The sequence below is a fragment of the Streptomyces sp. NBC_01077 genome, assembly GCF_045162855.1.
GTDB lineage: Bacteria > Actinomycetota > Actinomycetes > Streptomycetales > Streptomycetaceae > Streptomyces.
Genome location: NZ_CP108669.1, coordinates 6,053,322 through 6,079,397, shown reverse-complemented (window position 1 = coordinate 6,079,397; position 26,076 = coordinate 6,053,322). Strand labels below are relative to the sequence as shown.

Annotated in this window: 22 protein-coding genes and 1 pseudogene; 15 read left to right on the top strand and 8 right to left on the bottom strand. The window is 73.2% G+C overall.

Annotated features, from left to right (window positions below; translation table 11 throughout):
- The first annotated feature begins 1 nt into the window (after position 1).
- Genes OG462_RS27680 through OG462_RS27655 form a run of 6 tightly spaced genes read left to right on the top strand, consistent with a single transcriptional unit; the run spans position 2 to position 7,003 of the window.
- Complete coding sequence (locus OG462_RS27680) at positions 2-1,315, top strand: O-antigen ligase family protein (RefSeq protein WP_406061655.1); 1,314 nt, start codon at positions 2-4, stop codon at positions 1,313-1,315.
- Positions 1,308-3,302 carry a lipid II flippase MurJ gene (locus OG462_RS27675; protein ID WP_406061653.1) on the top strand — a complete coding sequence of 665 codons (1,995 nt, stop codon included), beginning with the start codon at positions 1,308-1,310 and terminating at the stop codon, positions 3,300-3,302. Before OG462_RS27680 ends, OG462_RS27675 begins: the two co-directional genes overlap by 8 nt.
- A complete protein-coding gene (locus tag OG462_RS27670) occupies positions 3,199-4,002 on the top strand; it encodes a polysaccharide deacetylase family protein (protein ID WP_406061651.1) in 804 nt (267 codons plus the stop codon). The genes OG462_RS27675 and OG462_RS27670 overlap by 104 nt, the downstream gene beginning before the upstream one ends.
- Positions 3,999-5,132 (top strand): glycosyltransferase, encoded by a 1,134-nt coding sequence (locus OG462_RS27665; protein WP_406061649.1) that lies wholly within the window; start codon positions 3,999-4,001, stop codon positions 5,130-5,132. The genes OG462_RS27670 and OG462_RS27665 overlap by 4 nt, the downstream gene beginning before the upstream one ends.
- A gap of 12 nt (positions 5,133-5,144) precedes the next feature.
- Positions 5,145-5,846, top strand: a complete 702-nt coding sequence (locus OG462_RS27660) for a lipopolysaccharide biosynthesis protein (RefSeq protein ID WP_406061647.1) — start codon at positions 5,145-5,147, stop codon at positions 5,844-5,846.
- The gene (locus OG462_RS27655; protein ID WP_406061645.1) at positions 5,843-7,003 is read left to right on the top strand and encodes a GNAT family N-acetyltransferase; all 1,161 of its coding nucleotides are present in this window, start codon (positions 5,843-5,845) and stop codon (positions 7,001-7,003) included. Before OG462_RS27660 ends, OG462_RS27655 begins: the two co-directional genes overlap by 4 nt.
- A gap of 497 nt (positions 7,004-7,500) precedes the next feature.
- Here the strand turns inward: OG462_RS27655 and OG462_RS27650 are convergent.
- Positions 7,501-8,709 (bottom strand): annotated as a pseudogene (locus tag OG462_RS27650) (glycoside hydrolase family 26 protein); the annotation flags it as partial.
- A 158-nt stretch (positions 8,710-8,867) separates the two neighbouring features.
- Between OG462_RS27650 and OG462_RS27645 the strand changes: the two are divergent.
- Positions 8,868-10,220, top strand: a complete 1,353-nt coding sequence (locus tag OG462_RS27645) for an ATP-grasp domain-containing protein (RefSeq protein ID WP_406061643.1) — start codon at positions 8,868-8,870, stop codon at positions 10,218-10,220.
- A 26-nt stretch (positions 10,221-10,246) separates the two neighbouring features.
- Positions 10,247-11,503 carry an FAD-dependent oxidoreductase gene (locus OG462_RS27640; protein ID WP_406066745.1) on the top strand — a complete coding sequence of 419 codons (1,257 nt, stop codon included), beginning with the start codon at positions 10,247-10,249 and terminating at the stop codon, positions 11,501-11,503.
- A 70-nt stretch (positions 11,504-11,573) separates the two neighbouring features.
- Here OG462_RS27640 and OG462_RS27635 read toward each other — a convergent pair whose 3' ends face one another.
- Both OG462_RS27635 and OG462_RS27630 read right to left on the bottom strand, forming a co-directional pair.
- Positions 11,574-11,807, bottom strand: coding sequence for a chaplin (locus OG462_RS27635; protein WP_406061641.1), 234 nt, complete (start codon positions 11,805-11,807; stop codon positions 11,574-11,576).
- Between the two features lie 168 nt (positions 11,808-11,975).
- Complete coding sequence (locus tag OG462_RS27630) at positions 11,976-12,386, bottom strand: rodlin (RefSeq protein ID WP_406061639.1); 411 nt, start codon at positions 12,384-12,386, stop codon at positions 11,976-11,978.
- Positions 12,387-12,604: 218 nt separating this feature from the next.
- Between OG462_RS27630 and OG462_RS27625 the strand changes: the two genes are divergently transcribed.
- The gene (locus tag OG462_RS27625) at positions 12,605-13,015 is read left to right on the top strand and encodes a rodlin (RefSeq protein WP_406061637.1); all 411 of its coding nucleotides are present in this window, start codon (positions 12,605-12,607) and stop codon (positions 13,013-13,015) included.
- A gap of 82 nt (positions 13,016-13,097) precedes the next feature.
- Here OG462_RS27625 and OG462_RS27620 read toward each other — a convergent pair whose 3' ends face one another.
- Complete coding sequence (locus tag OG462_RS27620) at positions 13,098-13,304, bottom strand: hypothetical protein (RefSeq protein WP_406061636.1); 207 nt, start codon at positions 13,302-13,304, stop codon at positions 13,098-13,100.
- Positions 13,305-13,422: 118 nt separating this feature from the next.
- Between OG462_RS27620 and OG462_RS27615 the strand changes: the two genes are divergently transcribed.
- Together OG462_RS27615 and OG462_RS27610 are read left to right on the top strand one after the other, a co-directional pair.
- Positions 13,423-14,463, top strand: coding sequence for an LCP family protein (locus tag OG462_RS27615; protein WP_406061634.1), 1,041 nt, complete (start codon positions 13,423-13,425; stop codon positions 14,461-14,463).
- Positions 14,464-14,557: 94 nt separating this feature from the next.
- Positions 14,558-14,965 carry a rodlin gene (locus OG462_RS27610; protein WP_406061632.1) on the top strand — a complete coding sequence of 136 codons (408 nt, stop codon included), beginning with the start codon at positions 14,558-14,560 and terminating at the stop codon, positions 14,963-14,965.
- Positions 14,966-15,044: 79 nt separating this feature from the next.
- Here OG462_RS27610 and OG462_RS27605 read toward each other — a convergent pair whose 3' ends face one another.
- Both OG462_RS27605 and OG462_RS27600 read right to left on the bottom strand, forming a co-directional pair.
- Entirely contained in the window at positions 15,045-17,066 is a 2,022-nt protein-coding gene (locus tag OG462_RS27605) for a thioredoxin domain-containing protein (RefSeq protein WP_406061630.1), read from the bottom strand.
- Between the two features lie 79 nt (positions 17,067-17,145).
- Positions 17,146-17,391, bottom strand: coding sequence for a hypothetical protein (locus OG462_RS27600; protein ID WP_406061628.1), 246 nt, complete (start codon positions 17,389-17,391; stop codon positions 17,146-17,148).
- Positions 17,392-17,610: 219 nt separating this feature from the next.
- On the opposite strand from OG462_RS27600, the gene OG462_RS27595 reads away from it, so the two are divergent.
- The gene (locus OG462_RS27595) at positions 17,611-21,090 is read left to right on the top strand and encodes a tetratricopeptide repeat protein (RefSeq protein WP_406061626.1); all 3,480 of its coding nucleotides are present in this window, start codon (positions 17,611-17,613) and stop codon (positions 21,088-21,090) included.
- Positions 21,091-21,175: 85 nt separating this feature from the next.
- Here the strand turns inward: OG462_RS27595 and OG462_RS27590 are convergent, their stop codons facing one another.
- Together OG462_RS27590 and mca are read right to left on the bottom strand one after the other, a co-directional pair.
- Complete coding sequence (locus tag OG462_RS27590; protein WP_406061624.1) at positions 21,176-21,421, bottom strand: hypothetical protein; 246 nt, start codon at positions 21,419-21,421, stop codon at positions 21,176-21,178.
- Positions 21,414-22,295: a mycothiol conjugate amidase Mca gene (gene mca / locus OG462_RS27585; RefSeq protein WP_406061622.1), complete on the bottom strand. Its 882-nt coding sequence runs from the start codon at positions 22,293-22,295 to the stop codon at positions 21,414-21,416. Before mca ends, OG462_RS27590 begins: the two co-directional genes overlap by 8 nt.
- Positions 22,296-22,393: 98 nt before the next feature.
- Between mca and OG462_RS27580 the strand changes: the two genes are divergently transcribed.
- The 3 genes from OG462_RS27580 to OG462_RS27570 all read left to right on the top strand — a co-directional run bounded on the left by OG462_RS27580 (position 22,394) and on the right by OG462_RS27570 (position 26,028).
- Entirely contained in the window at positions 22,394-22,795 is a 402-nt protein-coding gene (locus OG462_RS27580; protein ID WP_406061620.1) for a DUF4307 domain-containing protein, read from the top strand.
- Between the two features lie 189 nt (positions 22,796-22,984).
- Positions 22,985-23,482: a transcription elongation factor GreA gene (greA, locus tag OG462_RS27575; protein ID WP_406061619.1), complete on the top strand. Its 498-nt coding sequence runs from the start codon at positions 22,985-22,987 to the stop codon at positions 23,480-23,482.
- Between the two features lie 131 nt (positions 23,483-23,613).
- A complete protein-coding gene (locus tag OG462_RS27570) occupies positions 23,614-26,028 on the top strand; it encodes a protein kinase domain-containing protein (RefSeq protein WP_406061617.1) in 2,415 nt (804 codons plus the stop codon).
- Positions 26,029-26,076 lie beyond the last annotated feature (48 nt).

The window sequence follows — 26,076 nt, the reverse complement described above, 5'->3', positions numbered from 1 at the left end:
GATGGCCACGGCCGTGACGGTACCGGCGCTTGCCCCGGACGACGTACGGGACTGGGCGCGCCGGGCCGGGGCGCTCTCCCCGGTCCTCGCCGTGATCGCACTCCTGCTCGTGCCGGGCGGCGGCGGGGCGCAGGGCGGCACCGGCGGTACGGGGACGATCGCCGACGCGGCCTCCGGGCTCCTCGTCCTGATCTGTCTCGTCCGGGTGCTGCGCGGCGGCGCCCGGCCGCTGACCCGGACGGCGGCCGTCGTCCTCGGACTGCCGGTGCTCGGCATCTGTCTGGCGGCGATCACCTCGAACGACCCGGCGGCGAGCCTGCCGGGCGTCGCCCGCTACGTACAGATCTTCGTCCTCGTCCCGGCGGCCGTGCTCCTGATGATCCGTGACCGGCGGGACTTCGCCGTGGTCGCCTGGGGTCTGGTCGGGCTCGCGCTGCTCCAGGGCGCGGTGGGCGTCGCCCAGTACCTGACCGGCACCGGCGCCTCGTACATGGGTGAGGACATCCGGGCCGTCGGCACCTTCGGGCCGACCGATGTGATGGGCATGGCGACCGTCGTGTCGTACGGGCTCGTCATCGTCACGGGGATCGCGCTCGGCAGCGGCCCCGGGCGGACGCGGACGGCGGCGCTCGTCTGCGCCGGACTGCTCTTCCTGCCGCTCGTCCTGTCGTTCAGCCGGGGCGCGTGGATCGCGACCGTGCTCGCCTGCGGCATCCAGCTGCTGCTCTCGGGGCCCCGACGGGCCGCACGCGTGGCGCTCGCCGCCGGCGCGCTCGGGGTGGTCCTGGTCGGCGGGCTCGGCATCGGTTCGGCGATGGTGAAGGAGCGGGTCGCCAGCATCACGCAGGTGGCGGCCGCGCCGGACCAGTCGGTGACGGACCGGTACACGATGTGGGCGGCGGCCGGGCGGATGTGGGCCGCGGAGCCGGTCACCGGCGTCGGCCTCAAGGGCTTCCCGCAGTACCGCGACTCGAACGCCTCCCTCGCGCTGTCCTCCGGCAGCGACACGGCGGGCGCCGGCGCCGCCTTCCAGCGGCAGCCGCTGCTCTCCCCGCACAACATGTACCTCCTGGTCCTCAGCGAGCAGGGCCTGTTCGGACTCCTCGCCCTGGCGGGCAGCTGGGTGGCGCTGCTCGTCGGCGCGCTGCGGCGGCGCCGCCTCGGCGCGGACTGCGCCCTGGTCGCGACGGGCCTGCTCGGCTGGCAGCTCATCGACTTCTTCTACGCGGACATCGGCGGCCCCTCGACGGTCCTGATGTCGGTCGTGCTGGGCCTCGCGGCCTGGTGGGCGCTTGCGGAGGTCCGGCGTGCGTGACCCGTGGGCCGGGGAACCGGAGCCCACGGACACCCCGCGGGCCGGTGAACCGCGCCCCACGGGCGGCCCACCCTGCGGCACCCCGCTGACCGACCCCTGGTCGACCCCGCCTCCGGGCCCCACGGACACCCCGTGGCCCTCGGAGGCCGTCGTGCTGCCGGGGACGGGAACGGGAGTCGTGCCTCCTCCCGTCCCCCGTATCGCGGCCCTCCGTACCGCCGGCCCCGTCACCGCCGCCCCTCGCACCGCCCCCTTCCGCACCGCCGCCCCGCGTGCCCCAGGCCGCCGCGCCCACGCCCGCGGGCGCACGGCCCGTACCGGCGCCCCCGAGGGCGGGGGCTTCCTCGCGAAGGCCGCCTTCGTGACCGCCGGGCTCACCGCGGTCGGGGCGGTGCTCGGGCTCGTACGGGACCAGATCCTGGCCGGGTACTTCGGGGCCGGGGCCGAGACGGACGCGTTCCTGGTGGCGTGGACGGTGCCGGAGTTCGCCTCGACGCTCCTCATCGAGGACGCCATGGCGCTGATCCTGGTGCCCGCCTTCTCCCGTGCCCTGGCCCGCCGTTCCGGCCACCTGTTCGGCGACCCGGTGCGCGCCCTCGTGCGCGGCACGCTCCCCCGGCTCACCCTCGCCGCCGGCGTCGTCGCCGCCTTCCTCGTCGCCGCCGCCCCGCTGATCGTCGCGGCCCTGGCGCCCGGGCTGCCCGACCCCGGGCTCGCGATCGACTGCACGCGGCTGACCGGGACCTGCGTCCTGACCTTCGCCCTGGTCGGCTACTGCTCGGCCGCGCTCCGCGCGCACGGCTCCTTCCTGCCGCCGGCCACGATCTACGTGGCGTACAACGCCGGAATCATCGGCACCATCCTGCTGCTCCGCGAGCCGTGGGGCGTGCGTTCGGCCGCCGCCGGGGTCGCGGTGGGCGGGGTCCTGATGGTCCTCGTCCAGGCGCCCTCGCTCGTCCGGGAGCTGCGCGCCCGCCCCGTACCGATGCGGGAGCCCGAGGCGCTCACGCCCCCCTCCACGGGTGAGGGGCGCATCCTGGTCCTCGGTCTGATCGCGCCCGTCGTCGCGTTCTCGCTCTCCCGCCAGTCCCAGACCCTGATCGAACGCTTCCTGGCCTCGCCGCTGCCCGCCGGCGCCATCTCGCATCTGAACTACGCGCAGAAGGTCGCGCAGATGCCGATGATCCTCTCCCTGATGCTGTGCACGGTCAGCTTCCCGGTCGTCGCCCGCGCCCTCGCGGCGGGCGACACCGAGGCGGCCCGCCGGCGCGTCGAGCGGGATCTGCTGCTCGCCGCCGTCGTCGTCCTCGTCGGCGCGTCGACGGTGATCGCGGCCGCGCCCCGGATCGTCGAGCTCCTCTTCGAGCGCGGCGAGTTCACCCGTACCGACACCGTCTCCACCGCCGCCGTCATGCGGGTCTACGCCCTCGGTCTCCTCGGCCAGACGATGGTGGGCGCCCTGGTCCGCTGCTACTTCTCCGCCGCGCGCCCGCTCTGGTACCCGGCCGCCGCCATGGCCGCCGGGCTCGTCACCACCGCCGCCGCCGGACTCCCCGGCGCCCACTACTGGGGCGCCGTCGGCATCGCCGCCGCCAACGCCCTCGGCATCACCCTGACCGCCGTACTGCTGCTGCGCGGCGCGCACCGCCAGGCCGTCCCGGTCCACGTCGACCGGCTCGGCGAGGGACTGCTCCGGCTCGCCACCGCGGGCGCGTGGGCCACCGGCGCCGCCTGGCTCTGCTCGCTCGCGGTCGGCCCCGCCGCCCTCGCCGTCGCCGTGGCGGGCCTGGTCGTGATCGGCGTCTTCCTGCTCTTCATCGCCTGCGCCGCCAAGGCGCCCGAGATTCCGCCCCTGCCCCGCTCCGCCTCCCGGAGGACCCCCCATGCCCGCCGCCACCGCGCTGAGCCGTCTGCTGCCGAAGCCGCCCCTGTGGATGAAGCCGCCCCCATGGGTGGCGATGTACCACTCGATCACGGACACCGCTGACGATCCGTACCGGGTGACCGTCTCCCCCGTGCGCTTCGCCCGGCAGCTGCACTGGCTGAGCGACCGGGGACTGCGCGGGGTGTCGGTCCGGGAGCTGCTCGCCGCCACCGCCGCGGGGCGCGCCAAGGGGCTCGTGGGCCTGACCTTCGACGACGGTTACGCGGACTTCCTCGACTCGGCGCTTCCGCTCCTTCGCCGGCACGGCTTCACGGCGACCGTGTACGTCCTGCCGGGGCGGCTCGGCGGCGAGAACACCTGGGACGCGGCGGGTCCGCGCAAGCCGCTCCTCGACGAGGACGGCATCCTGCGGATCGCCGAGGCCGGCATGGAGATCGGTTCGCACGGTCTCACGCACGTCTCGCTCACCGGGACCGACGACACGGAGCTGGCCGCCGAGACCCGGCAGAGCCGCGAGCTCCTGGAGGAGATGACGGGCACCACCGTCGAGGGCTTCTGCTACCCGTACGGGCAGGTGGACCCGCGCGCGATCCACGCCGTGCGCAGGGCCGGTTACCGCTACGGCTGCGCGATCGACCCGGGCCCGTACACCGGCACGTACGCCCTGCCCCGCGTCCACGTCGGCGAGGACGACACGTCGTGGCGGCTCACCGCCAAGCGCGTCCTGCACCCGCTGCGCCGCCGCCACCCCGCCGATCTGATCCCCGCGCAGTACGGCCCCGCCGTGGTCGGTGCGCCATGAAGGTCCTGCACGTCATCACCGGACTGGGCATCGGCGGCGCCGAGCAGCAACTGCGGCTCCTGCTCCGCCATCTGCCGGTACAGAGCGGGGTGGTCACGCTCACCAACCCCGGCGCCGTCGCCGCCGGCATCGAGGCCGACGGAACCCCCGTCACCCACCTGGGCATGGCCGGGAACCGTGACCTGGGCGCCCTGCCGCGCCTCGCCCGGATCGTCCGGCAGGGCCGCTACGACCTCGTCCACACCCACCTCTACCGGGCCTGCGTGTACGGCAGGACGGCGGCCCGGCTCGCCGGGGTGCGGCGGGTCATCGCCACCGAACACTCCCTCGGCGAGACCCAGATCGAGGGCAGGCCGCTCTCGGCGGGCACGCGCGCGCTCTACCTGGCGTCCGAGCGGCTCGGCACCTCCACCGTCGCCGTGTCGCCGAGCGTGGCCCGCCGGCTCACCGACTGGGGGGTGCCCGCCGACCGTATCCAGGTCGTCCCCAACGGCATCGAGACCGACCGCTTCGCCTTCGACGCCCGCGCCCGCCGCCTCGCCCGGGGGATCCTCGGGCTGCCCGAGGACGCCTATGTCGTCGGCGGGGTGGGGCGGCTCACGCCCGGGAAGCGGTTCGACCGGCTCGTCCGGGCGGTGGCCTCGGTCCCGGCGGCACGGCTGCTCCTCGTCGGCGAGGGCGAGCAGCGCGAGGAGCTCCTCCGGGTGGCCCGCGAGTGCGGGGCCGCCGACCGGGTGCTGCTCGCCGGTGCCTGCGAGGACCCGCCGAACGCCGCCTCGCCCGGTCCCTCGCTGCCCGAACTGCTCGCCGCCATGGACGTCTTCGTGTCCACCTCCCCCGACGAGACCTTCGGGCTCGCCGTCGTCGAGGCCCTCGCCGCCGGACTGCCCGTCCTGTACGTGGCCTGCCCGGCCATCGACGACCTGGCACCGGCGGCGGCACCGGGCGCGCGCCGGATCGGCGAGTCCGTACCCGAGCTGATCTCCGCGCTGCGCGGCATCCGCGACGCCCGGCTCGCCCGGCTCCCCCTGCCGGCCGCCGCCCGCCGCTACGACATCGCGCACAGCGCACAGCAGTTGATGTCCCTCTACGACCAGGCCGTCCACGGCACCCCCTCCCCCGCGAAGTGAGAGAGACCTCCCATGAACTCCACCCCACGCCGTGCCCTCCTCCCCGCCGGCCTCCGCAGGCCCGGCCGCTGGGCGGTCCTGCCCGCCGCCGTCCTCGCCGGAGCCGTCCTCGGCGGCGGTTACGGGGCCCTCAAGACCCCGCAGTACGCGGCGACCAGCTACGTCATCGTCGTACCGGCGGAGAAGTCCGACCCGGCCGCCGCGCTCGGCTTCGCCCAGGCGTACGGGCGGGTCGCCACGGACATCGCGGTGACCGGCGACGCCCAGGTGTGGGCGGGCGTCACCGCCGACACCCTGCGCAAGAGCGTGCAGGCCGCGACCTCCCCCGACGCGCCGATGATCTCCATCACCGCCAAGGCCGCACAGCCCGCGAAGGCCGTGTCCATGGCCGACGGGGTGGCCCGCGCACTCGTCCTCAACAGCACGCACGTCGCCGGCAGCACGGGCGTCAAGGTCGTCCAGTTCTCCCGCGCGACCAAGCCGGTCGCGCCCGTCTCCCCCTCCGCGCCGCTCTCGGCGCTCGTCGGCGGCTGTGCGGGCGGGCTCCTCGGCGGCCTCGCGCTCCTGGTCCGGCCGAAGCGCGCCGCCGCACGCGGCGAGGCCCGGCACTCCCGGCAGGCGGCGCCCGGATCCGGGACCTCGCCGGCGTCCCCGTCCGCCTCCGCCGCGGTGCCCGCTCCGTCGGCGGCCGCACACCAGCCGGAGGCGGTGTGAGCCCGAGAGCGCCGGGCGGCCCGTCGGCCCTGCGGACCGAGATCTGCCGTGACGAGGAGAGCTTCGGGCGGTTGGCGGCCGAGTGGACGGCGCTGTACGGGTGCTGCTCCACCGCCACCCCCTTCCAGTCCCACGCCTGGCTGTACTCCTGGTGGCTCTCGTACGGCAGGCCCGGTGCGCTGCGGTTGGTGCTCGTACGGCGTGAGGACGGCGAACTCGTCGCCGCCGCGCCCCTGATGCGGGCCCGGGGTCCGCTGCCCGTCCTCACCCAGCTCGGCGGCTCGATCACCGACTTCACGGACGTGCTCCTCGACGACGACTGCCCCCAGGCGGCCCCCGCCCTGGCCCGGGCGCTCGCCCGGACCGCCCGGGGCGCGGTGATCGACCTGCGGGAGGTACGGCCGGGGGCGGCCAGCGAACGGGTCCTCGTCCACTGGCGGGGGCCACGCCGACGGCTGCCCGACTCGCTGTGCCTGGAGCTGCCCGCCGTACCCATGGAGGGGCTCCTCGCACGCATCCCCGCCGGGAAGGCCCAGCGGGTCCGCGCCAAGCTGCGCAAGCTGGACGCCCTCGGTATCGACACGCGCGTGGTCACCGGGTCCGAGGTGCCCGCCGCCCTCGACCGTCTCCTGAGGCTCCATCAGCTTCAGTGGCAGGGGCGGGGCGTGACCGCCGAGCACACCAGCGAACGGTTCGCCCAGCACCTCACCCGGGCCGTGGGGCCGATGGTGGAGCGCGGGGACGCGATGGTCACCGAGTTCCGGCTCGCCGGGGACGTGGTGGCCGCCGACCTGACCCTGATGTCCCCGCGGCTCGCCGGCGGCTATCTGTACGGCGCCGACCCGGCCCTGCGCGCCCGCAAGGTAGACGTCGCCACGATGCTGCTCCGGCACGGGGCCGGGGAGACCAGTACCGGCGGCCGGGCCACGCTGAGCATGCTGCGGGGCACCGAGGCGTACAAGCACCACTGGCGACCCGAGACCGTGGGCAACCAGCGGCTCATGCTCACCGGACGGGGTACGGCCCCGCTGCTCTGGCTCCGCGCGGGCGCCGCCCACGCGCGCCGCTGGGCGGCCCGGCAGGCGCGGGAGCGCGCCTGGGTGGGCCGTGCGCTCGGCCGGCTCCAGGGGCGCCCGCCGGGCGACGGCGGCGGATGATCTCCGCCGCCGCCGTCCGGGCCCGGTACGGACCGGGTGGAGGGTCAGAAGGGCCAGACACCCTTCAGCTCGTCCTTCCAGTCGAGGTCGACCTCGTCCTTCCAGGAGTCCTTCGGGACGCAGACCGGCCCACCGATCCAACTCTCGACCCATGAACCGAGGTTCACGGTCCAACAGTTGGGCTTCGGTTCGGGCTTGGGTTCCGGCTCGGGCTCGGGCTCGGGCTCGGGCTTGGGCTCAGGCTTCGGTTCCGGCTTGGGCTCAGGCTTGGGCTCAGGCTTCGGTTCCGGCTTGGGCTCGGGCTTCGGCTCAGGCTTCGGTTCCGGCTTCGGTTCCGGCTTCGGTTCCGGCTTCGGTTCCGGCTTGGGCTCAGGCTTGGGTTCCGGCTTCGGCTCGGGCTTCGGCTCAGGCTTCGGTTCCGGCTTCGGCTCGGGCTTCGGCTCAGGCTTCGGCTCGGGCTTCGGCTCAGGCTTCGGTTCCGGCTTCGGCTCGGGCTTCGGCTCGGGCTTCGGCTCAGGCTTCGGTTCCGGCTTCGGTTCCGGCTTCGGCTCGGGCTTCGGCTCAGGAACCGTCGGGTCCGTCGGGTCCGTGTCGTCTGTCGGCCACGTCGGGTCCACCGGGTCTGTCGGCCACGTCGGGTCCACCGGGTCCGTCGGCCACGTCGGGTCCGTGGGATCCGTCGGCTGTGTCGGGACCTCCGGCTCCGTGCCGTACATCATCTGACGGAACAACAGCGACGACCGCGGATTGTCGTCGCACTGCCAGACGCCGTGCGGACAGTAATCCGTGATCGTGTGATACAGCGGCTTGTGGAGCTTCATCCACTCCAGCATGCGCCGCATGTATTCGGTGTTGTCGCCGTTCCGGAAGAGCCCCCATTCGGGATAGGAGATCTGCTTTCCGTGCTCGGCCGCGAAATCGACCTGCTTCTGGAGCCCGTACGGCTCACTGACGTGCTGGTCGAAACGCGAGCCCGGGGGCTGGTCGTACGAATCCATCCCGATGATGTCGACGACGTCGTCACCCGGGTAGCACTCGGTCCACGGAACGGCGTCGGTGCCACGGCTCGGATTGAAGTCGAAGCGGAACTTCTGGCCGGGAACGGACCGCATCGCGGTGACGATCCGGTTCCAGTACTTCTTCCACGCGGTCGGATCGGGCGCACAGCGGTGGGTGTACGTCGTCCCGTTCATCTCCCAGCCGAGGACGATGACGGTGTCGGTGGCCTGCAGCCGGACGAGCCGCTCGGCGAGGGCCGTGAAGTGGTGGTCGTAGTACCCGGCGGCGCCGAGCTGGAGCTGGCGGCGGACCTCGGCGTCGGAGACGCCGGCCTCGTTGCGTTCCAGCATGGGCACGTTGAGGACGAACAGGCGGTCGGTCTTCTCGTTGCGCCAGTCCGCCCAGGCGTCGAGGAAGCCGGGCGGGCCCTCGATGTTCTTCCAGAGGTCGCCGGGGAGGTAGGTGTGGCCGACGCGGAGTTCGCGTCCGCCGAGCCACTGCTCCAGCTGCCCGATGCGGGCGACCCCGAGCGCGCCCGATTCGAGGAAGGCTCCCATGGCGCTGGAGAGAGTCGGTCCGGGGTCCCTCGTCGTTACGGATTCGGAGGCGTGGGCGGGGGACGACAGCACGACTGAGCCCGAGGCGAGGAGACCGGCGGTGAACACCCCCAGCCACACTCTCGCCGTTCGCCGATGTGTAGCCGCCATGGCCGCTCCTTCGCGTCGTCCGCGTTTTGATGATCCGTCAATCCGATACTCCGAAAGTATTCCTAATGAGCCGACCGTGAACTCGACTTCCCTCTGATCAGTAGTCCATTAGAGGATTTCATCGCCCAGTTGGGGCACCCGAGATGAAGGGGCATGCCGTGCCGCGCCGTCAGAGTTTCGACACCAGCGTTCCCACCGTCCTTGTGCGGCTCGACCGGAATCCCTTCCATCACGGCACTCTCGGAGCCGCGCGCTCGCTGGGACGGGCGGGGATTCCGGTCCATGCCGTCATCGAATCGAGCACCAGTCCGGTCACCCGCTCCCGATATCTCCGGTCGGCCCGCGCGAGTCCGGGAACGATCTCCTCGACCGAGCTGGCCGCGCTCCTCCACCGGTTCGCGGACGAGATCGAGGGCGAGATCGCAGGCGACACCGAGACGGCACCGGACGGTCCGTCAACTTCCCTCCTCGTCCTCCCCCTGGACGACGTCAGCGCCCTCGCCCTGGCCCGCCGCCGCGCCGAGCTCTCCCCGCGCTTCCTCCTCCCCGAGCAGACCGAGGAGCAGTTGCTGCGGGTCGCGGACAAGGCGGCGCTCGCCGAGACCTGCGCGGCCCTCGGCCTGCCCCATCCCCGTACCGAACTCCCCACCGGCGCCGACGAGGCCGCCTCCATGGCCTGGTCGCTCGGGCTTCCGGTGGTCGCCAAGTGGAGCCGCCCCTGGCTGCTTCCGGCCGGCAGCGGGCTGCGCAGCACCGCGCTCGTGCGGTCCCTGGCCGAGATCCGGGAGCTGTACGCCCGTACCCCGGAGGCCGGCAGCCGACTGCTGCTCCAGGAGCTGCTTCCGGCGGGGCGTGACCTGGACTGGTTCTTCCACGGGTACGTGGACGCGGAGGGCGGCTGCACGGTGGGGGCGACCGGCCGCAAGGAGCGGTCCTGGCCGGACGGGGCCGGGCTCACCGCCATGGGGCGCTGGACGGCGAACCCGGCCGTGGAGCGCACGGCCCGCGAGCTGTTCGGCGCGCTCGGCTACCGGGGCGTGTGCGACCTGGACTTCCGGCTCGACCGGTCGACGGGCGCGTACCACCTGCTGGACTTCAACCCCCGGCCCGGCGCGCAGTTCCGGCTCTTCGCCGACCGGGACGGCCTGGACGTGGTCCGGGCGCTCCACCTGGACCTCACCGGGCGTCCCGTACCGCCGCACTCCCCCGCGTACGGCCGCCGGCTCGTCGTCGAGAACTACGCGGCGCTGTCGCTGCTCACCTCCCCGCGCCGCCGGTCCTCCGACGGGGTCGGGCACGGGGAGGCGCCGCGGCGGACCGAGTACGCCTGGTACGCGACCGACGACCCGGCGCCCGCGCTCGCGATGGGCCGCGCCTGGCTCGGACACCTGCTGTGCAAGGCCCTGACCGCGCTCCGCGGACTGTTCGGGTCCCGGCGCGCGCTCCCTGCTCCCGTGCCTCCGGCGGCGCCGCCGGCCCGCAGCTCCTCCAACCAGCTCACCCCACGATGAAGGTGGAAGGCACGATGTCGAAGTCGATGTACGACCTGGTGGTCGTCGGGGCCGGACCGTACGGTCTGTCCGTGGCCGCGCACGCGGCCGCCCACGGGCTGCACCTGCGGACCTTCGGCCGCTCGATGGAGTCCTGGCACGCCATGCCCTCGGGCATGTTCCTGAAGTCGGAGCCCTGGGCCTCTCATCTCTCCGACCCGGAAGGGGCGTACGGGCTCGACGCGTACGCCGCCACGCGGGGGGTGCGCGCCGCGCACGGCGTGCCGCTGCCGGTCGACTTCTTCGCCGCGTACGGAGACTGGTTCGCCCGGCAGGCCGTGCCCACGCTCGACGCGCGCCTGATCGGCTCGGTCGCGCCCGACGCGGACGGTTTCGAGCTGCGCACCGAGGACGGCGAGGCGCTCCGGGCCAGGACGGTGGTGCTCGCGGTCGGCGTCCTGCCGTTCATGGAGATCCCCGGGCCACTGCGGGGGCTGCCCCGGCGGTACGTCACCCACTCCAGCCACCACGGCGAGCTCGACCGCTTCGCCGGCCGGGACGTCACCGTCGTCGGGGCCGGGCAGGCCGCCCTGGAGACGGCCGCGCTCCTCGTCGAACAGGGCGCCGCGACCGTACGGATCCTCGCCCGCGCGGACCGGCTGAACTGGAACACCCTGCCCCCGGCCCTCGACCGGGGCCTGTGGCCGACCGTCCGCGCCCCGCACACGGGGCTCGGCTGCGGCTGGCGGAACAAGCTGTACGCGGACACCCCGGGGGTCTTCCGGCGGCTGCCGGCCACCACCCGCGAGCGGATCTTCGACTCGGCGCTCGGCCCGGCGGGGGCCTGGTGGCTCCGCGAGCGGTTCGCGGCGGTCGGGGACGTCCGCCTCGGGCAGCGGATCACCTCGGCGACCGTGACCGGGGACGAGCGGCTGCGGCTCGACGTGACCGGGCCGGACGGGACGACGGTCCTGGAGACCGACCACGTCGTCGCGGCCACCGGCTTCACTCCGAGCCTGGACCGGGCGGGGGTGCTCTCCCCGGAGCTGCGCGGCGCGCTGCGCACGGTCGGCGCGGGCGCCGCCCCGGAGGTCGGTGGTCTCTTCGAGTCCTCCTGGCCGGGCCTCTTCCTCGCCGGGCTGCTCACCGCTCCTTCGTACGGTCCCTCGATGCGGTTCGTCTTCGGCGCCGAGTACACGGCGGGGCGTCTGGTGCGCGGGGTGCGGCAGCGGCTGCGGGCGGGTGCCCGGGGCGGGGCGGTGAGCAGGCCGCGTACCGGCGGGAAGGCGCCGGTGTCGGCATGACGGAGGGCCGGCCCCCGGGGAGCGGATGCTCTCCGGGGGCCGGCCCCCTCACCTACGGGCCGCTGGGGACTCAGGCGTTGACGCAGGTGTTGAACGCGGCCGGGTTCAGCAGGCCGATGACGTTCACGCTGTTGCCGCAGACGTTGATCGGCGCGTGGATCGGGATCTGGACGACGTTGCCCGAGAGGACACCCGGCGAACCGAACGCGAGGCCCTCGGCCTCCGCGTCGGCGAAGGCGGGGGTCGCTGCACCCATGGCCATGATGATTCCGGCGACGACGGCAGCAGCCTTCTTACAGTTCATTTTCGTCTGCATCCTTTCGGTGGCGGAACACTTTCACGCAACACAACGAACATGCCTCACAAAGGAAACCGCAATAGCGACGACATTCGCTCTTTCACTCCATTGCGCGCACAACAGGGCCGGAGGGAACGTGTTCGTTCCCTCCGGCCCTGGCGTGCGCGAGACGGATCAGCCGTTGTAGGCGCCGTTCCCGGAGAGGATCGGGATGTCCTCCACGATGTGCGACAGCGGCTCGTCACCCTTGGCCTGGGTGGAGTTCTCCGTGCACTGCTGGTTCTGCGGGGAGGACAGGACGTTGACGTCCTGGACGGCGATCGGGACGGCGCCGCCGATCGAACCGAGGTTGGCCTTGACCGGAGCACCGAGGCAGAGCTTGTTCAGCGAGCCCTGGACGGCCGAGAACTGCGGGCTCAAGTCGCCGGTGGTCTTCGAGTTTCCGAACGACTGGTGCGCGCCGTTGCCGGACAGCGAGGTGGTGCCGCCGTCGTCGGCGATGGCGAGCGCCGGGGAGGCCATCGCGGCAGAAGCGCCGACAACAGAGGCCGTAACAGCCGCAGCCGCCATAATCTTCTTGATCACGGTGATTCCGTTCCTGTTCCCACCAATCGACCTGATTGATGCGAGGGGATCAACTGCGCGCGAGGGCTTTGGTTCCGGCGCTTCACTCGTTCGACTGGGTCCTCGTTTCGCGCTGCCGAGTGCGCTCCGCCAAGGGAGTGACACAGCGGAACCCCTGCGTCCGAAGCCAGTTGATCAGGGCGCTCCCTGCACGGAGCCGGTTCTAGAAGGGAACTCCCGTGATCAAGAAGGTTATGGCCACCGCGGCCGCCGCCGTCTCCATCGTCGGCGCCTCCGCAGCGATGGCCGCCCCGGCGCTCGCCATTGCCAACGACGGCGGCACCACGTCGCTGTCCGGCAACGGCGCGCACCAGGAGTACGGCAACTCCGCCACGTACGGCAACATGAGCCCGCAGTTCGCGCTCGTCCAGGGCTCCCTGAACAAGCCCTGCGTCGGCCTGCCGGCCAAGGTCAACGCCGGTTCGATCCTCGGCGCCGTCCCGATCGCCGTCCAGGACATCAACGTCCTGTCGTCCCCGCAGAACCAGCAGTGCACCGAGAACTCCACCCAGGCCAAGGGTGACGAGGCGCTCTCGCACATCCTGGACGACATCCCGGTCCTGTCGGGCAACGGCGTCGGCAACAACTGACGTTCCGCACTTCGCGCGACGACGTTCACACGTCAGGGGCCGCCCTCCGGGGCGGCCCCTTTCGTGTCCCCGCTTCCCGTCGCTACCAGTTCGGCCAGATCGGGGTCGCCATCAGACGTTCCCACTCCCGGTCCGGCATGCCCGGCACCGTCCGCCCCGCCTGTACCCACTGGGTGACCAGTGCGGAATAGACAGGGAATGGTGTGCGGTCGGTCGGGGGCGGGTCGCTCACATATCGGCTCTTCGGAATGAAGGCCATCCGTTCCCATTTCCCGGGATCCGGCGCCATCTTCGCTCCTTCCGCTGCGATTCCCGCATCATTCCACAGGCGCCGCAGGAGAGTGATTCGCCCTGTTCATGTCGCGTCGTGTATCTGTGTGCGAGCACGATCGAATTACCGTGCGGGCATGAAATTCCCGCGACCACGGCGACCGCGACGTCCGCTGCTCGTCCCGGCGGCGCTCGCCGCCCTCGCCGCCCTCGCTCCGGGCGCCCTCGCCGCCGCACCCACCGATCTCCCCGCCCCCGAACGGGGGCTGAACCTTCTCGTGGTCGGCATCGACAGCCGCAAGAGCGTCACCGAGGAGGAGAAGGAACGTTTCCGGCTCGGTGGGAAGGAGTGCGACTGCACGGACGTGATGATGCTCGTGCACGTCTCGGCCCAGAACGACCGGGTCGACGTGGTGAGTCTGCCGCGCGACTCGCTCACCTCCTTCCCCGACCAGCACCGCGACCGGCGCACCGGGAAGCTGCACGCCGCCCACCAGGCGAAGATCAACGGTGCCTGGGCCGAGGGCGGTTCCTCCTTCACGGTGGAGACCGTCGAGTCCATGACCGGGCTGCCCGTCCACCGGTACCTGGAGATCGACTTCCGGCGCTTCATGGACACCGTGGACCGCGTCGACGGCGGGGTCCCCATCTGTACGGAGAAGGCCCTCAAGGACCCGGCCACCGGAATCGACCTGGCGCCCGGGACCAGGCCGGTCGGCGGCGGCGAGGCGCTCCAGTACGTACGGTCGCGGAAGGCCGACGGACAGATGGACTTCGGCCGCATCCAGAAGCAGCAGAAGTTTGTGGTGAACACCCTGGAGCGGCTCAACGAGGGCTTCCTCGACGACCCCGACCGACTGAGGGACTTCGCGGAGACCCTGCGCGGGACCGGCGCGACCGAACGAGGGATCTCCCCGACGGAGCTGCTCACGCTCGCGGGGCGACTGCGGGACCTGCCCCCGGACCGCATGGAGTTCGCGACCGTTCCCGTACGCGGTTTCAACCCCGACATCGCGGGCGTCGGGTCCACGCTCGCCTGGGACGAGGAGGGGGCGGCGAAGGTCTTCGGGCGCCTGCGCGAGGACCGGCCGCTGCCGGCCGCCGACCAGGTCGCGCCCAGCGAGATTCCCGTGGGCGCCTACCGGCCGACGCCGGGGACTTCGCTCATCTGCCCGTAGTCCGTCCGGTGGACTTCGCGGAACCTCCGTGCTTCTGACCAGTTGATCAGCACGGCTCGGCACTCAGCGAGCCACGATCCGAAAGGCCTGAACAATGAAGAAGCTGTTGGCTACGGCTGCTGTGGCCGCGTCGGTGCTCGGCGCGACGGCGGCGGGTGCCGGACAGGCGCTCGCGATCGCCGACGACGGTGGCACCACCTCGCTGTCCGGCAACGGCGCGCACCAGTCGTTCGGAAACTCCACCACCCACGGCGACATGAGCCCGCAGTTCGCGCTCGTCCAGGGCTCTCTGAACAAGCCGTGCATCGGCCTGCCGGCCAAGCTCAACGCCGGTTCCATCGGCGGCGCCGTCCCGATCGCCGTCCAGGACATCAACGTCCTGTCCTCCCCGCAGAACCAGCAGTGCACCGAGAACTCCACCCAGGCCAAGGGTGACGAGCCGCTGTCGCACATCCTCAGCGACATCCCCGTGCTGTCCGGCAACGGCGCCGGCAACAGCTGAGCGACGACGCTCGGCACGGTGCGGCCCCGCCGCCCCTCCTCGGAGGGGTCGCGGGGCCGTACCCGTTCCGCCGGAGGGCTCAGATCTTCCGGCGGAGTTCGGCCGGGTCGGTGACCGGCGCGTCACAGGTGAAGTGACGGCACACGTACGCGGCGGGACCACCGGCCACCAGCGGACGGTCCCTGAGCAGCGGGAACTCATCGCTGTCGGGGGCGCCGAAGGCGAGCACCGCGCCGGGGGCGGTCGCCAGGAGCGCGGTACGGCGCAGCTCCCGGAAGGCCTCGTCGCCGGGGGCGCCCACCACGGCGATCTCCCGGGGTCCGTCGAGGAGGGCCTCCGAGACGGCCAGGCCCCAGCCGATGAAGCGGGGAGCGCGGGGGCCGAGGGCCTTGACGACGCCGAGGGCGCCTTCGGCGGCGGTGCGGTGGGCGTCCGAGCCGGTGTGGGCGGCGTACGAGAGCAGCGCGCCGGCGGCGGCGGTCCAGCCGGACGGGGCGGCGTTGTCCGTGGGGTCCTGCGGGCGGCGGATCAGGGCCTCGGCGTCGTGGGCCGTGTCGTAGAGGGCTCCGCCCTCGGCGGTGAAGCGGTCGATGACGAGGTCCAGGAGGAAGCCGGCGAACTCCAGCCAGGTGCCCTCGCCGGTGACGGCGGCGAGGGCGAGGAAACCCTCGGCGACGTCGGCGTAGTCCTCCAGGACGCCCGCGTTGGTGCCGGCCCGGCCGTCCTTGGACGTACGGGTGAGGCGGGCCGACTCGTCCATGTGGACCCGGACGAGCAGGTCGGCGGCCTCGGTGGCGCGCTCGACGAGGTCGGGGCGGTCGAAGAGGGCGCCGGTCTCGGCGAGGGCGGCGATCGCGAGGCCGTTCCAGGCGGCGACGACCTTGTCGTCGCGGCCCGGACGCTCGCGCTCCTCGCGGGCGGCGAGGAGCCGGGCGGCGATCGAGGCGATCCGGTCGGCGTCGGCCGGACCGGCCTCCTGCGGGAGCTGGAGGACGGAGCTGCCGTGCTCGAAGGTGCCGTCCTCGGTGACGCCGTAGTGGGCGGCGGCGAGGGCGGCGTCCTCCGCGCCGAGGACCTCGGTGAGCTGCTCCGGGGTCCACGCGTAGTAGGCGCCCTCGACGTGCCTGCCGGTGCCGTCGTCGCTGTCCGCGTCGAGCGCGGAGGCGAAACCGCCCTCGGGGGTGCGGAGTTCGCGGACCAGGAAGTCGGCGGTCTCCAGGGCGACCCGGCGGGCCAGATCGCTGCCGGTCGCCTTCCACAGGTGCGCGTACACCCGGCAGAGCAGGGCGTTGTCGTACAGCATCTTCTCGAAGTGGGGCACGACCCAGGCGCGGTCGACGGCGTAGCGGGCGAAGCCGCCGCCGAGCTGGTCGTAGATGCCGCCGCGGGCCATCGCCTCGCACGTGTCGGCGGCCATCTGGAGGGCGCCCTCGGAGCCCGTACGGGCGTGGCAGCGGAGCAGGAACTCCAGGGTCATCGACGGCGGGAACTTGGGGGCGCCGCCGAAGCCGCCGCTGGTCGCGTCGTACTCGCGGGTGAGGCCGAGGAGGGCCTGCGCGAGCTCCTCCTCGCCGGGGACGCCGTCGCCGCCGTAGGCGAGGGAGCGGCCCGCGAGGTCCTTGACGATGCGCTCCGCGACCTCGCCGACCTCGTCGCGGCGGTCGGCCCAGGCGCCCGTGACGCCCTCCAGGACCTCCGGGAAGGAGGGCATGCCGTGGCGGGGCTCGGGCGGGAAGTACGTACCGAAGTAGAAGGGGGCGGCGTCCGGGGTGAGGAAGACGGTCATCGGCCAGCCGCCCTGGCCGGTGGCGGCCTGGACGGCCTCCATGTAGACGGCGTCGACGTCGGGGCGCTCCTCGCGGTCGACCTTGACGGCGACGAAGTTCTCGTTGACCAGGGCCGCGGTGGCGTCGTCCTCGAAGGATTCGTGGGCCATGACGTGGCACCAGTGGCAGGAGCTGTATCCGACGCTGAGCAGCACGGGGACGTCGCGGCGACGGGCCTCCTCGAAGGCCTCGGCCGACCACGGCCACCAGTCGACCGGGTTGTCGGCGTGCTGAAGGAGATACGGGGAGGTCTCATGGGCCAGTCGGTTCGGCATGGTGCCCATCCTGCCCTGCCGCCGCGGACTCGCGCGGGAGCCCTGCCCCCGTCGGACCGGGAGCCACTCTCGACAACCCCTAGACCCGGCCGAGGCGGGTGATGAGGGGGCGGAGGGACCATCCCGTCCGGCGCAGGCCCGCCCATACGCAGCAGGCGGCGATACCCAGCGCGGTCAGAGCCGCGCCGGGCGCGGTCGGCATCTCGTTCATCACGAGGACGCCGAGCAGGACGACGACGAGTCCCGCGTACGACCCGTTGACGCCCGCCACGTCCAGACCCGCGATCCGCACCACCGGCCGGATCTTCGCGAGCGTGACCCACATGGCCTGCTCCTGGAACGCGGCGAGTGTCGACGCGCCCTGGACGGTGAAGGGCGATGTGCGCGATCTCCGCTTCGATTCGCCCGTCCCGACAGCAGCCGCCTCTTCCCTCCTCCGGCTCTCTCGCGCCGACGCACGCCGCGCAGCACACTGGACGCGCACGGTCCGGGGCCTGACGGGGTCTCAGGGGCCGATCGTCGGGAACGCGCGCCAGGGGGAAGCATGCGGGAGAGTCACCGGGCCGAGGCTGAGCGGTTGTGGCAGCGGGTGGTGGAGGAGGAGCTGCGGAGTTCCGGGGGCCGGGTGGGCGCCGAGGCGCTCCTCGCCCGCGGCCGGTCCGCGCTGGACGTGATGGCCGCCGGTGCGGCCGAGGAGTACGCGGCGTATCTGCGGGCCGTGGAGGAGGCGGAGGCCGGGCCTGCGTCTGCGTCTGCAGCGAGCGGTTCCTCCGGTCCGGTGTTCGGTGGCCCGGCGCTCGTCGCCGGAGTCGCGGCCGTCGCCGCGGTCGGCGCGGACCTCGCGCTCGGTACGACGACGGGGACGGCACTCGGCGCGGGCGCGGTGGTGGCGGTGGCGGGCGCGGCGGCGACCGTGCTGAAGGCGACGGCGGGGCGCGGGGCGGCGGTCGGGCCCGGCCGGGCGGGAGCGGGTGGTCGGCCCGGCGTCGTCGAGGCGGCGCGGCTGCGGTGGCTTGCCGCGCTGGAGGCTCGGGGGATGCGGCCCTTCCTGGAGCGGGAGCGTGGGGATCGCGCGGGTGGCGCCGGAGAGGCTCGCCCGGTTCGCGCGGGCGGCCGGCGAGAGGAACGGGCACCGCTCCCGGACGCCCACGGCGCCGAGGTGGCGCGGGCCGGGGCCCTTCCCGAGGCGGCGCTGCCCGGGGGCGGTCCCGAGGGCGCGCGGGCCGGCGGGCGGACGCCGGCCGGCGACGAGAGGGCGCGGACCGGGGCCCATCCCGAGGGCGACGCGTGGGCCGGGACCGGCCCCGAGGGCGCGCGGGCCGGCGGGTGGGGTGGGGCCGGGGGTGCCGTCGGTGCGGGGCCGCGGCCCGAGCGGATGCGTGGGGGCGATCGGAGTGCGGCCGCTCGGCGACGGGCCGTGCTTGAGCGGTCGTTCGGGCATCTGCCGGATCCCGGTGGGGAGTTCGCGGGGAGGCGGGAGGAGTTGGCGCGGATCACCCGGTGGGTGCAGACGGGGCGTGCCTCGGCGGCGACCCGGCCGACGGTGGTCCTCCTGCACGGCGAGCCCGGGTCCGGGCGGACGGCGCTCGCGGTGCGGGCCGCGCACGCGCTGCGCGACCAGTTCCGCGGCGCGTGCGTGGTGGACCTGCGGGGGAACGCGAGCGGTGAGCGGCCCCTCGCGACCCGGGAGGCGCTGCTCCATCTGCTCAACCGGCTCGGCGCCCCGCGCGAGCGGCTGCTGTTCCGGGAGGGCGCCACGGCGGACCAACAGGTGCGGCGGCTCACCGAGTTGTACCAGCGGCAGCTGACCGGCGTACCCGTGACGGTGATCCTGGACGACGCCGTGGACGCGGCCCAGGTGCGGGCCCTGCTGCCGGAGCGTTCCGACAGCCTGGTCCTGGTGACCTGCCGGGAGCCGCTGGACATGGGGGCGGACGTACCGGCCGACGTGCACGCGCTGCCGGTGGCGGCCCTCGACGCGGCCGGGGCGGAGGAGTTGTTGCGGGCTGCGGCGGAGGCGGCGGACCCCGGCCCGTACGACGCGGAGGCCTTCGACCGGATCCGGGAGCTGTGCGGCGGGCTTCCTCTGGCCCTGCGCACGGCGGGTTCCTTGCTGGGGCGGCGTTCCATGGAGGAGCTCGCGCGGCAGCTCGGCCGGCCGGACTGGAATCCCGATCCCGTCGAACGCGCCCTCTCCGTACGGTACTTCCTCGATCTCGACGAGGACGCCCGGCGGCTGCTCCGGCGGCTGGCGCTCGCCGGGCGGGCCTCGCTCGGTGCCGCGGCCGCCGCCGCGCTGCTCGGCGGGAGCGGCCCCGAGGGCGCCCGGCTGCTGCGGGAGCTCGCCGACGCGGGGCTGCTCGCCCCTGTGCGCGGGGAGCGGTACCGGTTGCACGACGCGGTGCGCGGTTTCGCGGCGGCCCGGCTCCGCGACGAGGAGGACGCGGCGGAGACCGCGGCGGCGCAGGAGCGGCTGATACGGAACTACGCGGAGCTCGCGGACGCGGTGATCCGGATGGTCGACGGCAAGATGTCGACCCGAGCCAACCGTTTCGACGGACACGGGTTCGGCTCCCTGGAGGCGGCCCTGAGCTGGCTCGACGAGGAGTCCAGCTTCATCACGGCGGCCCTGCGGCACACGGAGGGCGTCGACCAGCAGACCGTGCTCGATCTGCTGGGCGCGCTCTGCGACTACTGCCTGCTCCGCGGTGACCTCTACCGGCTCGGCGAGATCAACGAGCTGGCCGAGTCCGTCGGGCAGGGGCAGCTGTCCCGCTCGGTGCAGTGGCGGACCGGGATCGCGGCCCGGCAGCTCGGCGAGCTCGACAAGGCGCGGACGACCCTGACGTCCGTGGTCTCGCTCTACCAGGAGGCCCACCAGGACGCGGAGGCGGCGCTCGCGCTCTGCTCGCTCGGCATCACGCTGCACCACCAGGGCCGACTCGCGGAGGCGGCGGCCCGGTTGAGGGAGGCGCTCGCGCTCCAGGAGCCGGACGCGCTCGCCGTCGACCGGGGCTGGACGCTGCACGCGCTCGCGGCCGTGGAGCGGGACCGGGGGAACCTCGCGGAGGCCGCGGCGCTGCTCGACCGGTCGCTCACCCTGCACCGGGAGCACGAGTCGCCGCACGGCCAGGCGTGGGCGCACTTCCAGCGGGGCCAGGTGCTGCTGCTGCGCGGTGACGTGCCGGGCGCGGAGGCCGAGCTGCGGGACGCCCTCGACGGCTACCGGCGGATCCACGACGGGCGCGGCGCTGCCTGGGCGCTGACGCAGCTCGCCCGGGCGCGGCTCGCCGCCGGGGACGCGGAGCCCGCCGTCGAGGAGCTGCGCGGCGCGCTCGCCCGGCATCGGGAGCAGGAGGACGCGCGCGGGGAGGCGTGGACGCTGTACCACCTGGGGCACGCCCTGGAGGAGCGCGGCGACCGGGACGACGCGGTACGGGAACTGGGCAGGGCCCGGACGATGTTCTCGCGGATGCGGGACGTGTACGGGCTCGCCAGTGCCCGGCACCATTCGGGCCGGGTCACCCGCGACCAGCTCGCGGCCCGTACCGGCGGCCTGCGCAACTCCGGCTTCGCCCGGCAGCTGCTGGTGGACGCGCGGGCGGACTTCCACCGGATCGGGGTGCCGCACGGCGAGGCCTGGACCTGTCTGGAGCTGGCGATCATCGACGCCGGCAACGCACGGGTGCCGCAGGCGCTCGGGCTGTGCGACGAGGCCCGTGCCCTGTTCGGCTCGTACGGCGATCTGCGGGGCGCCGACTGGGCCCGATTCCTGCGCTGCACCCTGCTCCCGCACGCGGTCCCGGGCAGCCCGGAGCCGGGGACGGTCACGGCCCGCGAGGAGCTCGCCGCGCTGGTCGCGGACCGGCATCCGGCGCGCGACCCGCGGCTCGACGACTGCGCCGAGGCGTATGCCGTGCTCCTGGACCGGGGGGTCCACCCGTCGACGCCCTGGCAGGCCTGGGACCTGGGCATGGTGCCGAGCCGGCACGCCCGGGAGGTCCTCGGGGTGCCGGTGGAGTAGCTCCGTACGGAGACGGATACGGAAACGGATACGGAAACGCCCCCTGTCCCGTACCACCGAGGTACGGGACAGGGGGCGTCCGTCGCTACTTGCCCGGTGCGCCGGCCGAGGAGGCCGGGGTCTCCGGGGCGGCGGCCGGGTCCGGGGCCTCCTCGAAGGAGACCTTGCCCATGTGGCGGTTCATCGACTTCATCAGCTGCCAGACCGCGAGGGCCAGGACCGCGAAGACGACGAAGCCGAGGACGCCGGGGGTCACCTTGTTCTCGTCCAGCTCTTCGGCGGCGAAGGGGACAAGCTGGGTCAGTGCCAGGTGTGCGCTCATGTCAGGCATTGTCGCGGATGCCCGCGAAGAGATCTTCCTCGGGGAGGGAGGTCGGCACCAGTGCCTTGCTGAGCTCGTACTCCTCCGTCGGCCAGACCTCCTTCTGGATGTCCATCGGCACCCGGAACCAGCCGCCGTCGGGGTCGATCTGGGTGCGGTGGGCGATCAGGGCCTTGTCGCGGGTCTCGAAGAACTCGGAGCAGGGAACGAAGGTGGTGAGCGTCCGCTCCGCGCGCTGGAACTCCTTCCAGCGCTCCAGCCACTCGCCGTACGGGGACTCCATCCCGCGGGCGATCAGCGCCTCGTGCAGGGCGACCGTCCGGGGACGGTTGAAGCCCTGGTTGTAGTAGAGCTTCAGGGGCTGCCACGACGGGCCGAACTCGACCTCCGGGTACTTCTCGGTGTCGGTCGCACCGTCGAAGGCCACCATCGTGATCTTGTGGGTCATGATGTGGTCGGGGTGCGGGTACCCGCCGTTCTCGTCGTAGGTCGTGACGACCTGCGGACGGAAGGAGCGGATCTTGCGGACCAGCTCCCCGGCCGCGGCGTCCACGTCCGCCAGGGCGAAGCAGCCCTCGGGAAGCGGCGGCAGCGGGTCGCCCTCGGGCAGGCCCGAGTCGACGAATCCCAGCCATTCCTGGGAGACGCCCAGGATCTCGCGGGCCTCGTCCATCTCCTTGCGGCGCACCTCGTGGATGTTCGCCTCGATGTAGGCGTCACCCTGAAGCTGGGGGTTCAGGACCGAGCCGCGCTCGCCGCCCGTGCACGTCACCACCATGACGTCCACCCCCTCGGACACGTACTTGGCCATCGTGGCCGCACCCTTGCTCGACTCGTCGTCGGGGTGGGCGTGAACGGCCATCAGTCGCAGCTGCTCAGTCAAGACTCGATCCTCAGTGATTCGACGCGGAGGGTGGTCTCTATAGTGACGGAATCGGGGGAGTGAAAATTCCGCCACCCCCGGCTTCGAGAGGATCGATCATGAGCGCGGTGCGAGAGCAGCTGCCCGAGGGGCGCTACGGACGCTCCGCGGACGAGGCGGCCGACCGCAAGCTCAAGATCACGGGCGCGGTGCTCGGCGTCCTCTTCCTCGGCCTGCTGGGCTGGTTCGGCTGGTACTACGTCGTCGACAGCAAGATCAGCGCCGAGATGATCAAGTTCGACGTGGTGAGCGCCACCGAGGTCCAGGTGCACCTGGAGATCCGCAAGGACGAGGGCGTCGAGGGCGTCTGCACCCTGCGCTCCCGCTCCGAGGACGGCGCCGAGGTGGCCCGCAAGGACGTCCGGGTCGACGACCCCGCGACCCGGGTCGACCAGGTCTTCTCGCTCCGCACCACCGCGCGCGCGACCAGCGCGGAGCTCCTGGGGTGTACGGCTCGGTAGCGGTGGGTAGGGACGGGGTGTCGAGTCCCGGCGAGTCACTGCGGTGACCTGGGGTGACGCCATCCCGATGGTTTATGTCCTCCCGCTTTTCGCCACTCATTGTTAGGCTCGTGGTTTCGCCCACCCGGGACACACAGCTTTCCCGTGTAGGGCGATGCTTTGTATTCCCAGTACCTACGAGGAGCACCTGTGACCCAGACCAGCGACAACGTCACCTGGCTCACCCAGGAGGCGTACAACAAGCTCAAGGACGAGCTTGAGTACCTGTCTGGTCCCGCGCGCACGGAGATCACCATCAAGATCGCCGCCGCCCGCGAAGAGGGGGACCTGCGCGAGAACGGCGGGTACCACGCGGCCAAGGAGGAGCAGGGCAAGCAGGAGCTCCGCATCCGGCAGCTGACCCAGCTCCTCGAGCACGCCAAGGTCGGCGAGGCCCCGGCGGACGACGGCGTCGTCGAGCCGGGCATGGTCGTCACGATCGCCTTCGACGGCGACGAGAACGACACGATGACCTTCCTGCTCGCCTCCCGCGAGTACGCGAGCGGTGACATCGAGACCTACTCGCCGCAGTCGCCGCTCGGCGTCGGTGTCAACGGCAAGAAGGCCGGCGACGACGCCCAGTACGAGCTGCCGAACGGCAAGAAGGCCGCGGTGAAGATCCTCAGCGCGAAGCCGTACACCGGCTGAGGCACCTGTTCTCCGTGAAGGGCCGGCCCCACCGGGGCCGGCCCTTCGTGCTGCGTTCGGTGCCGCATGCACATGCAATGATGCGGCCTGACCGACGCGGCCTGACGTCGCGTCACAAGGGGGATGGCGAAGTGCTGGGACCACTGCGCGAGGGCGCACCACGCCGGATCGGACCGTACGAGGTGCTCGCCCGGCTCGGGGCGGGCGGGATGGGCGAGGTCTTCCTCGGGCGGGACGGTTCCGACACGGACGGGACCTTCGTCGCCGTGAAGACCGTGCGGCAGGACGTCGTCGGTGACCCCGCCTTCCGGGACCGGTTCCGCCGGGAGATCCGGGTCGCCTCACTCGTCGACAGCCCGTACGCCGCCGCCCCGCTCGGCGGCGACGCCGACGCCGAGGTGCCCTGGCTGGCCACCGCGTACGTTCCCGGGCCGAGCCTCTCGCAGGCCGTACGGCGCGGCGGCGCCCTCCCCGTCGCCACCGTCCGCGCGCTCGGCACCGGCATCGCCCGGGCCCTCGCCGATCTGCACCGGGTCGGGGTCCTGCACCGCGACCTCAAGCCCGGCAACGTGATGCTCTCCGTCGACGGGCCCCGTCTGATCGACTTCGGCATCGCCCGCAGCAGCACGGCCACCACCATGACCGCGACCGGTCTCATGGTCGGCACCCCCGCCTTCATGTCCCCCGAGCACGTGGCCGGAGCCCGGCGGGTGACCGCCGCGTCCGATGTCTTCTGTCTCGGTTCGCTGCTCTGTTACGCCGCGACCGGCGAGGACCCCTTCGGCGACGGGCCGCTCGCCGCCGTCCTGTACCGGGTCTCCGAGGCCGAGGCCGACCTCACCCGGGTCCCGGAGGAGCTGCGCGGGATCGTCGCCGCCTGTCTGGCCCGGGACCCGGCGGCCCGGCCCACCCCGGAGGCGCTGGCGGAGACGCTCGGCGGGGGCACACCGAAGGTCTTCCCGTGGCCCGAGCCGATAAGGGACCACATCGGCGCGTACGGGACGGAGCTCGCGCAGCTCGTCGCCTCGGGCGGCCCGCTGGTCGAGGTCGCCCCGGCGCTCGATCCCCGGCGCCCGGTGGTGAACCCCGCGGTGCCCGGGCTGCACTCCGTACCGACGCAGGCACCGGGGGCGCCGGCCGCCGCCCCCGCCGCACCCGTACGGCAGCGGCGCCGGAGGCGGCTGGTCGCGGCCGTCGTGGCCCTGGCCGTGGTGGCCGGTGGGGTCGGCACGTACCTGCTGTGGCCGGAGGGCGGCCCGAAGAAGCCGCAGGCACCCTCGAAGGCGGCGCCGCCCGCCGCGCCCCGGATCGCGGGCGTCGACGACCGGGGCCTCGCCGACGCCTCCGGGGTCGTCCCGCAGAACACCGCCCAGCGCCCGGCCGGCTGGAAGCCCTGGCAGGCGAAGCTCGGCACCTCGGCGTTCGGCTGCTCGGCCGGCGAGAAGGTGCTCGTCTGCCGGACCACGGACGGGCGGTACGAGGCACTGGATCCGGCGACGGGCAAGAAGCTGTGGGACGTCCCGACCCCCGAGAACACGCCCGGCGAGACCTACATCAGCCCCACGGGGTACCCCTTCACGGGCGGGGATGCCACGCGTCCCACGGTCCACGACGGCAGCGTGGTCCTCGTCACCGGCGGCTCCCTCCAGGTCCGCGACGCGCGCACGGGGGCGGTCCGCTGGGAGAAGCCGGCCGCGGGCCCGCAGGGCTTCTGGACCACCCGGCCCCTCGTCGCCGACAAGATCGTCTTCTCGACGACGGAGGTGGCGGAGGACACCGGCACGATCCGGGCCGCCCTGACGGCGTTCTCCCTGACCGACGGGCGGCGCCTCTGGTCGGAGGAGCTCACCAACGGTGAGATCTCCTCCGCCGAACGCCGGTCGTACGAGCCCGTCGCCTATGCCCAGGGCATCGTCTACGCCCTCAGCCAGGGCGGGCTCGTGGCGTACGACGGCAGGAAGGGCACCCAGCTCGGGCAGGTGGACCCCGACGCCAAGGACTGCCGGGACATCAAGGTGCTCGGTGCGTCGGCGTACTGCGCCGACGCCGGGTACGGCAGCGACACCGACACGGACCTGCACCTGCTCGACGCCCGCACCCTCGCCTCGAAGGCGTCGCTGCCCGGCGCACTCGGCAGGGCGGCCCCCACCGCGGTCGGCCCGCGTACCGTCGTGGCCTTCGACAAGGGCCTGCGGATCCTCGACCCGCGCACCGGCGGGACACTCGCCTCGTTCCCGGCCGAGCAGGCTCCGTCCGGCCTGGCGCAGAGCTGGTCCGCACCGCTGCTCGCGGGCGACCAGGTCGTGTACGCCGACTACTCCGCGCTCTACACCGTGCGGCTCGGCGCCGACGGCAAGCCGGGCGGGCTCACGGTCACGCCACTGCCGGGCGCCCCCGGCCCGCGCGCCGAGGAGGAGGCCTACGACCCGAACTTCGGCGAGTACCTCTTCAAGACGATCCGGCAGCCGGAGGTGCTGCCGGTGGGCGGCATCGCCTACATCGTCTTCGACAAGGGCGCCGTCACCTCCGTCGAACTCCCCAAGTGACCCCACCGCGTGATCGCATCCGCCTGACCCCACCCGCCTGATCACGCC

What these genes read in the sequence shown, in the direction of transcription:
- OG462_RS27610 (WP_406061632.1), top strand. Translation starts at nt 14,558, where the DNA reads ATGAAGAAGCTGTTGGCTACGGCTGCTGTGGCCGCGTCGGTGCTCGGC.
- OG462_RS27640 (WP_406066745.1), top strand. Translation starts at nt 10,247, where the DNA reads ATGTACGACCTGGTGGTCGTCGGGGCCGGACCGTACGGTCTGTCCGTG.
- OG462_RS27580 (WP_406061620.1), top strand. Translation starts at nt 22,394, where the DNA reads ATGAGCGCGGTGCGAGAGCAGCTGCCCGAGGGGCGCTACGGACGCTCC.
- OG462_RS27595 (WP_406061626.1), top strand. Translation starts at nt 17,611, where the DNA reads ATGCGGGAGAGTCACCGGGCCGAGGCTGAGCGGTTGTGGCAGCGGGTG.
- OG462_RS27635 (WP_406061641.1), bottom strand. Translation starts at nt 11,807, where the DNA reads ATGAACTGTAAGAAGGCTGCTGCCGTCGTCGCCGGAATCATCATGGCC.
- OG462_RS27590 (WP_406061624.1), bottom strand. Translation starts at nt 21,421, where the DNA reads ATGCCTGACATGAGCGCACACCTGGCACTGACCCAGCTTGTCCCCTTC.
- OG462_RS27660 (WP_406061647.1), top strand. Translation starts at nt 5,145, where the DNA reads ATGAACTCCACCCCACGCCGTGCCCTCCTCCCCGCCGGCCTCCGCAGG.
- OG462_RS27600 (WP_406061628.1), bottom strand. Translation starts at nt 17,391, where the DNA reads ATGTGGGTCACGCTCGCGAAGATCCGGCCGGTGGTGCGGATCGCGGGT.
- OG462_RS27665 (WP_406061649.1), top strand. Translation starts at nt 3,999, where the DNA reads ATGAAGGTCCTGCACGTCATCACCGGACTGGGCATCGGCGGCGCCGAG.
- OG462_RS27680 (WP_406061655.1), top strand. Translation starts at nt 2, where the DNA reads ATGGCCACGGCCGTGACGGTACCGGCGCTTGCCCCGGACGACGTACGG.
- OG462_RS27670 (WP_406061651.1), top strand. Translation starts at nt 3,199, where the DNA reads ATGCCCGCCGCCACCGCGCTGAGCCGTCTGCTGCCGAAGCCGCCCCTG.
- OG462_RS27620 (WP_406061636.1), bottom strand. Translation starts at nt 13,304, where the DNA reads ATGGCGCCGGATCCCGGGAAATGGGAACGGATGGCCTTCATTCCGAAG.
- OG462_RS27605 (WP_406061630.1), bottom strand. Translation starts at nt 17,066, where the DNA reads ATGCCGAACCGACTGGCCCATGAGACCTCCCCGTATCTCCTTCAGCAC.
- OG462_RS27615 (WP_406061634.1), top strand. Translation starts at nt 13,423, where the DNA reads ATGAAATTCCCGCGACCACGGCGACCGCGACGTCCGCTGCTCGTCCCG.